The organism is Candidatus Methylomirabilota bacterium, assembly GCA_035260325.1.
Classification (GTDB): domain Bacteria; phylum Methylomirabilota; class Methylomirabilia; order Rokubacteriales; family CSP1-6; genus AR19.
The window spans coordinates 1-6,740 of record DATFVL010000212.1 but is presented as its reverse complement, the minus strand read 5'-3'; the positions used below and the strand labels follow the sequence as shown (position 1 = coordinate 6,740).

Sequence of the window (6,740 nt, the reverse complement as noted above, 5' to 3'; positions counted from 1 at the left end):
ACCGCCGGTCCACGGGAACGTGGCGGATGTGGACGCCGTCGACCTCGAGCGGCCCGTGGGCGCCGTCGGCGTCCGCGCGGCTCACGATGCGCACGCGATGGCCGCGCGCGGCGAGCCGCGACGCCTGCTCCCAGAGCATCCGCTCGCCCCCGCCCGCCGGCCGCGCGGGCGAGACGTCGGAGACCATGAGGATCCGGAGCGCGCGCGCCGGCGTGGGCGCCGGCCGGTCGACGCGGGGCGCGCGCGGGCGCAGGCCGCCGAGCGACCACCGCCCGCCTCGGTCGAGATACTCGCGGGTCCAGAGCTCCGCCATCATGAGCGTCCAGAGGCGGTCGGCGTGGTCGCGCGTGCCGGCGAGGTGCTCGCGCTTGAGCCGCTCCACCTCGGCGGGCTCGAAGAGGCCGCGCGCCGCGACGGCGGACGGCGCCAGGAGTTCCTCCAGCGTCGGGCGGAGGTCGCCGGCGAGCCAGGCGGCGAGCGGGATCATGAACCCCTGCTTCCGGTGCTCGAGGACCGGCCGCGGCAGGACGCCCGCGAACGCCGTCTTGAGGAGCCCCTTCAGCCGGTAGCCCGGGATCTTCACCGAGGGCGGGATGGCGAGGCTCGTCTCGACGATCCGGTGGTCGCAGAACGGCGCGCGCAGCTCGAGCGAGTTCGCCATGCTCATCCGGTCCGCCATGACGAGCAGGTCGTCGGGGAGGTACGTCGCCAGGTCCACGCGGAAGGCGCCGTCCACCGGATCGTCGTGGCCGCGCGCCTCGAACGCGCGCCGCTGCGCCTCGTCCACGGGCGAGGTCATGAGCGAGCGCAGCGCGGGCGTCGCGAGCCGGCCGAGGTCCGCGTCGCCGAAGAAGCGCGTCCAGCCGAGGTAGCGGTCGGGCATCGGCACCTCCCCGCCCTCGGCGAAGCGGCGCACCCAGCTCCCGAGGTTCCGGCTCGCGCGCGACTCGCGGACCAGGCGCTGGGCGAGCGCGCTCGTCGCGCGCCGCGCGCCGCGCGGGATCCGCGCGTAGAGCTCCGAGAGGCGGACGCCGAGGTAGCGCGGGTAGCCGCCGAAGGTCTCGTCGCCCCCGATGCCGGAGAGGGCGACCTTCACGAGGTGCGCCGTCGCCTGGGCGACGGCGAACGTCGGCACCGCCGAGGAGTCGGCGAAGGGCTCGTCGAAGCTGCGGACGATCGCGGGCAGGAGCTCGGCGACGTTCGGCTCGAGCCGCTCCTCGTGATGGTCGGTGCCGAAGCGCTCCGCGACGAGCCGCGCGTAGGGCAGCTCGTCGTACGACGCGAAGCCGCGGCCGAAGCCGATCGAGAAGGTCGCGATGCGCCCGCTCGTGACCTCCCGCATGCTCGCGACCACCGCGCTCGAGTCGATGCCGCCGGACAGGAAGACGCCGAGCGGCACGTCGCTCTCGAGCCGGAGGCGCACCGCCTCGCGGAGCTCCTCGCGCACCGCGGCGGCCGTTTCCTCGACCGGCGCCCGCGGCGCCGCCGCGGGCCCCGGCGGCAGCCGCCAGTAGCGGTCGAGCGTCAGCCGCCCGTCCGCGAGCGTCGCCGTGTGCGCGGGCGGGAGCTTCACGATCCCGGCGTAGATCGAGCGCTCCGCCGGCGTGTAGCCGAACGCGAGGTAGTGGTGGAAGGCCGGCCAGTCCACCTCCCGCGAGACCGCGGGATGCAGGAGGAGCGCCTTCGGCTCGGACGCGAACAGGAGCCCGCCGTCGCGGTGCCGGTAGTAGAGGGGCTTCTTGCCGAGGCGGTCGCGCGCGAGGAACAGCGAGCGTCGCGCGCGGTCCCAGAGGGCGAACGCGAACATGCCACGCAGGCGCTCGACGCACGCCGCGCCGAACGTCGCGTACGCCTGGACGATCACCTCGGTGTCGCTCTGCGTCCGGAACCGCCGCCCGCGCGCCTCGAGCTCGGCGCGGAGCTGCCGGAAGTTGTAGATCTCGCCGTTGAACACGATCCAGTAGCGCTCGTCGGCGTCGCTCATCGGCTGGCGGCCCGTGACGAGGTCGATGATCGCGAGCCGCGTCATGCCGAGCGCCACGCCCGGCTCCGTGTGGAGGCCCGAGTCGTCGGGCCCCCGATGGCGGAGCACGTCGAGCATCCGCGGCAGGAGCTCCGGCGGCGCCTCGCCGACCCAGCCGGCGATGCCGCACATCAGCGGCGGCCCTCGGCGACGCGTCGCAGGAGGTCGAGCACGCGGCCGGCGGTGCGCTCGGCGGTGTAGAGCCCGGCGCGGGCCAGACCGCGCCGCCGGAGCTCCGCGCGGACCCCGGGGTCGGCCAGGACGCGCGCCAGCGCCCCGGCGAGGTCCGCCGGGCGCTCGGCGTCGGCGACGAGCCCCGCCTCGGCGACGAGCTCCGGCAGGGCGCCGCGGTTCGAGACCACGACCGGCGTCCCGCACGCCATCGCCTCGAGCGCCGGCAGGCCGAACCCCTCCTCGAGCGAGGGCAGGACGGCCGCCGTCGCGCCCGCGTAGAGCCCGGGCAGGTCGCGGTCGTCCACGAGGCCCGGGAACACCACGCGGTCGGCGACGCCGAGCTCGCGCGCGAGCGCCTCGAGGGCGGGACGGCCCGCGCGGTCGCCCCCGGCGAGGACCAGCGCGTGCGCCGCGCGCAGCGGCGCGGGCAGCGCCGCGTACGCCGCGAGCAGCCGCGGCAGGTTCTTGTGCGGCCGGAAGTTCCCCACGTAGAGAATGTAGGACGAAGTGATCCCGTAGCGCACCCCGGCCGCCGGCGCCGCGGGCGTGAACTCGCGGCCGAGCGCGACGGGGATCACCGTCACCCTGGCCGGGTCGATCCTGAGCCGGGCCACGATCTGGCGCCGCGAGTGCTCCGAGTCGGCGACGATCGCCGCCGCGCGGCGCGCGTACAGGCGCGCCACGCGGATCAACACCGCGTCGCGGAGGGGGCGGGGCCGGCCCGGGTACGCGATGAAGTAGAGGTCGTGGATCGTGAGGACCACCGGGCACGGCGCCCGGAGCGGGCCCTTGTAGTACGGCGACAGGAAGACCGAGGCGCCGTCCTCGCGGAGCGCGCGGGGCAGGCTCACCTGGTCCCAGACCTGCGTCCACGACCCGGGCAGGACCCGCGCGGCGACGCCCGGCAGCGCCTCATCGAGCGCGCTGCCGCGGTCGCCGTACACGACGCATGGCCAGCCGGCGCGCGAGAGCGCGCGGAGCACCTCGACGAGGTAGCGGCGGATGCCGCTGCGCACGCCCGGGCGGAGCTCGCGCCCGTCCACCCCGACCTTCGGCACCCTCAGAATCTCCTCAGGAGCGCGAGGTCGTGCGGATCGACATGGCGCTCGGGCACATAAACATCGAACTCAGAAAGCTCCTCGCGAGAGAACGCGATCCCGACGCGACGCATCTCGCGCACAAAGACCGCACTGGCTTCGCTGCCCCGCCGAAAGACGTAGGCGGGACACGGCGACGCCGCGACGGCGTGCGTGTACGGCGGATATCGGTCCACGTTCGTCGGCCCGGCTGCGGGAGAGGCGATGACGCGTTCGTGTGAGAGGAAGACCAGCGGGTATGCGATCGCGTAATCCGTGTAGACGAAGCGCACCCCACGAGCGTCCAGGGCCGCCAACAGCTCTCGCACCGACGGCTTACCGGCGTGCGCATCCTGCGCCGTTGCGAAGACGTTGTTCGCGAGCACCAGGATCAGGCCGACGCCTGCCACGAGTCGGACCCAGCCCGGGGCACAGGCCCAGAGCGCGGCGATCCCGAGCGGGACGAGGAGAAAGAACGGGAACAGGTGGCGGGGGGCGTCGAGGTCCGAACCCCATACAAAGAGCAGCAGGAGCAGCCCGCACCGCCCGAGCAGGTCCAGGCCGAAGTCGGGACGCGGTCGTGCGCGGGCGGCGACGACCGACATCGCGACCACGACGGCGGTGATCCAGATGCCCCACCCGGGCAGCCCCAAGGCGGGTGGCAGGTTGCTCAGCAGCGTCGCCGGCAACCGGACCAGGCGGAAGATGTAGCCGGCGGCTTTGTCGCCCGCGAGGACGAGCAGCCGGGACGACCCCGCCACGTCGCTCCGGGAAACATCGAAGAGACGGGCACCTAGCCGGATCACCGACGCACCCGGGTGGATGACGTTGTAGAGAACGAAGGGTGATACGCCCACGAGGAATCCGGCGGCCAGGGCCGCGAGCTCGCGGCGGCTCGGCGCGCCGCGGGCGCGGCACAAAGCCCAGACGGCGCCGGCGAAGATGGGCAGGACGAACAAGAAGCTATAAACGCCGAACCCGGCCACGGCGCCGAACAGCGTCCACCGCCATAGGCCGGACGCTTCGCCACGAGGCCGCTCCCTGAGCCGCGTCGCGAACCAGAGTGTCAGCCCTCCGAACGCGAGCACCTCCGGATAGCCGTTCATGGCCCGGGTCGAGTAGGCGAACAGCAGAGGCGGGCCAAGGGCGAACCACGCGCCGCCGACGAGCGCGGGCCCGACGCCCCAGCGGGCGCGCGCGGTCGAGACAGTCGCCGCGATGCCGACAAGCGCCAGCGGCAGGAGCGCGAGGCGCAGCACCGTGAGCGACGGCTCGACCAACCGGAAGCCGACGGCGCCGAGAAGGAAGGGAAACGTGCCCGAGTACGAGGCTTCCCAGAACATCAGCGGGAATTCCTCGCCGCGGGCGATCTTGAGCGTCATCAGAGCGCCGACCGCCTCGTCGGCGCTCATGGAGTCGTCGAGGAGGTCGATGTACGCGAGGCGGACGACGAGAGCCACAAGGAGGAGCACACCGCACGCGAAGAGCCAGCTACGCCGCATGGCCGCCGGGTTTCCGGGCGGTGAGCCGGAGAGCCATGCCCCAGTTGATGCCCGTCACGCGAAAGAAGGCATACGCGAGGTCGTTGACGATGCGCTTCGTGGCAACCGCCGCCGCGTCTCGGTCGAAGCCGACGGCGACGACGTCGAAGCCGGCCGCCGCGACCAGGGCACGGAGCGAGCGAGCGGAGAAGTGGAAGAGATGGATCTCCCGTTCCTCCTGCTCGTAGAGTGGCGGACGATGGCCGCGGGTCAGCCGGTATGCCGCCCGGAAGATCCAGTCGTCCAGGTTCGGGGTGGCGAGCACGAGCCAGCCGCCGGGACGCAAGACCCGGTGCATCTCGTCGAGCACTCGGCGCGGGTCGGCCACGTGCTCGATCACGTGCCACGAGGTCGCGACGTCGAAGGCCTCCGGGGGTAAGCCCGCCTCCCACACCTCGCCGCGGGCGACGTCGAGCCGGCGCGTCGTCGCGGTCGCCACGGCGTAGGCCGAGATCTCAGTACCCGTCACCTGCCAGCCCCGGGCGCGCGCGAGCTCGAGGAACTCGCCGGTACCGCAACCGACGTCCAGAAGCCTGCCCGGCGCCGCAACGAGCGCGTCGACCAGCCCCATACGGCGCCGCCAGATCCGCCGACGGCTCCCCATCTCCGCTTGCCACGGCTGGTAGTACGCCGCGTCGTATGCCGCCTCGAGCGCGGCACGGGGCGGTGTGGGTGTGACGAACACGAGCCCGCAGGCGCATCGCACGACGCCCGTCGTCCCCACCTCTTCGAGGGTCTCCCAACGCGTGCCGCCACAGAGGTTACAGACCCCCATGGCCTTCCGAGAGGAGCTCGTCGTAGAGCGCCCCCACCGCCGCCGCGTGGCGGGCGAGGCCGAACTCCGCTTGCGCGCGACGGCGCCCGGCCGCGCCCAGCCGCGCCGCGCGCGCCGGGTCGTCGAGCAGCTCACGCACCGCCGCGGCGAGCGCCCGGGGGTCGGCGGGCGGGACGAGCAGGCCCGTCTCGCCGTGCACGACAATCTCGGGCACGCCGCCCGCGGACGTCGCGACGACTGCCCGGGCCATCGCCATGGCCTCGATCAGCACGCGCCCGAAGGGCTCGGCGAGCGACGGCAGAACGAGGAGGTCGCCGAGCGCCATGAGGTCGGGGATGTCGTCGCGCCAGCCGGTGAAGTGGACGCGCGCGGCCAGGCCGAGGCTGCGGGCCCGGGCCTCGAGGTCCGCCCGCAACTCGCCGTCGCCCACGAGGATCCAGTGGACCCCGGGCCGCTCCGCGTCGAGCGCGGCCGCGGCGTCGAGGAGGTGCCCGTAGCCCTTCAACGCGACGAACCGGCCCACCGAGACGACGGCGGGGGTCCCGTCGGGGATCCCCAGGGCCGCGCGGAGCCGCGCCGAGGGCGGCCGGGGCGCGAAGCGCTCGAGGTCCGCGCCGTTCGGGACGACGCGGACCTTCCGCGCCAGGGCGCGCGGGAACCGGCGCGCCACCGCGTGCGAGATGACGATGACGCGGTCGGCGAGCCACCCGAGCGCGCGGTCGAGCAGCGGGTCGCGCTCGCCGATGCGCACGTGCCAGATCACGGGCCGGTGCGCGAGCCGGGCGGCCACGCCGCCGTAGGCCATCGCGCGCGAGCCGTTGGCGTGGACGAGCGCCGCCGCCGTCGCCGTGACGAGTCGACGGAGCGCGCCGACGCTCCTCGCGAGCGCCGGTCCGGGCCGACGGAGCGAGGGCAGCGGGATCACGTGGACCGCGCCGCCGAGCGCGCGCGCGCGCGCCGCCACCGCGCCCTCGGCGGGCACCACGACGGCGGGCGTCCACCGCGCGCGGTCGAGCGCGCCGAGGAGCCCCAGCAGGCTCTCCTCGCCGCCGCCGACGATCTCGGCGTGGTTGGAGACGATCACGAGGGGCGTCGGCGGCGCCGGGCGGTCACTCACGCTCGCGGACCCGGAGCACGCGCAGGCGGTCGGC

The 6,740-nt window shown here is 74.4% G+C and carries 5 protein-coding genes; all 5 read right to left on the bottom strand.

What is annotated here, in order from left to right; genetic code table 11:
• Positions 1 to 2,155: asparagine synthase (glutamine-hydrolyzing) (asnB, locus tag VKG64_13665; GenBank protein ID HKB26087.1), on the bottom strand; the 2,155-nt coding region annotated here is incomplete at its 3' end.
• On the bottom strand, positions 2,155 to 3,255 hold the full coding sequence (locus VKG64_13660; protein ID HKB26086.1) for a glycosyltransferase family 1 protein: 1,101 nt from the start codon (positions 3,253 to 3,255) through the stop codon (positions 2,155 to 2,157). The genes asnB and VKG64_13660, both read right to left, overlap by 1 nt.
• Before the next feature lie 2 nt (positions 3,256 to 3,257).
• Positions 3,258 to 4,733, bottom strand: a complete 1,476-nt coding sequence (locus VKG64_13655) for a hypothetical protein (protein HKB26085.1) — start codon at positions 4,731 to 4,733, stop codon at positions 3,258 to 3,260.
• Between the two features lie 31 nt (positions 4,734 to 4,764).
• Positions 4,765 to 5,538, bottom strand: coding sequence for a class I SAM-dependent methyltransferase (locus tag VKG64_13650; protein HKB26084.1), 774 nt, complete (start codon positions 5,536 to 5,538; stop codon positions 4,765 to 4,767).
• 37 nt (positions 5,539 to 5,575) lie between these two features.
• Positions 5,576 to 6,740: glycosyltransferase family 4 protein (locus VKG64_13645; GenBank protein ID HKB26083.1), on the bottom strand; the 1,165-nt coding region annotated here is incomplete at its 5' end.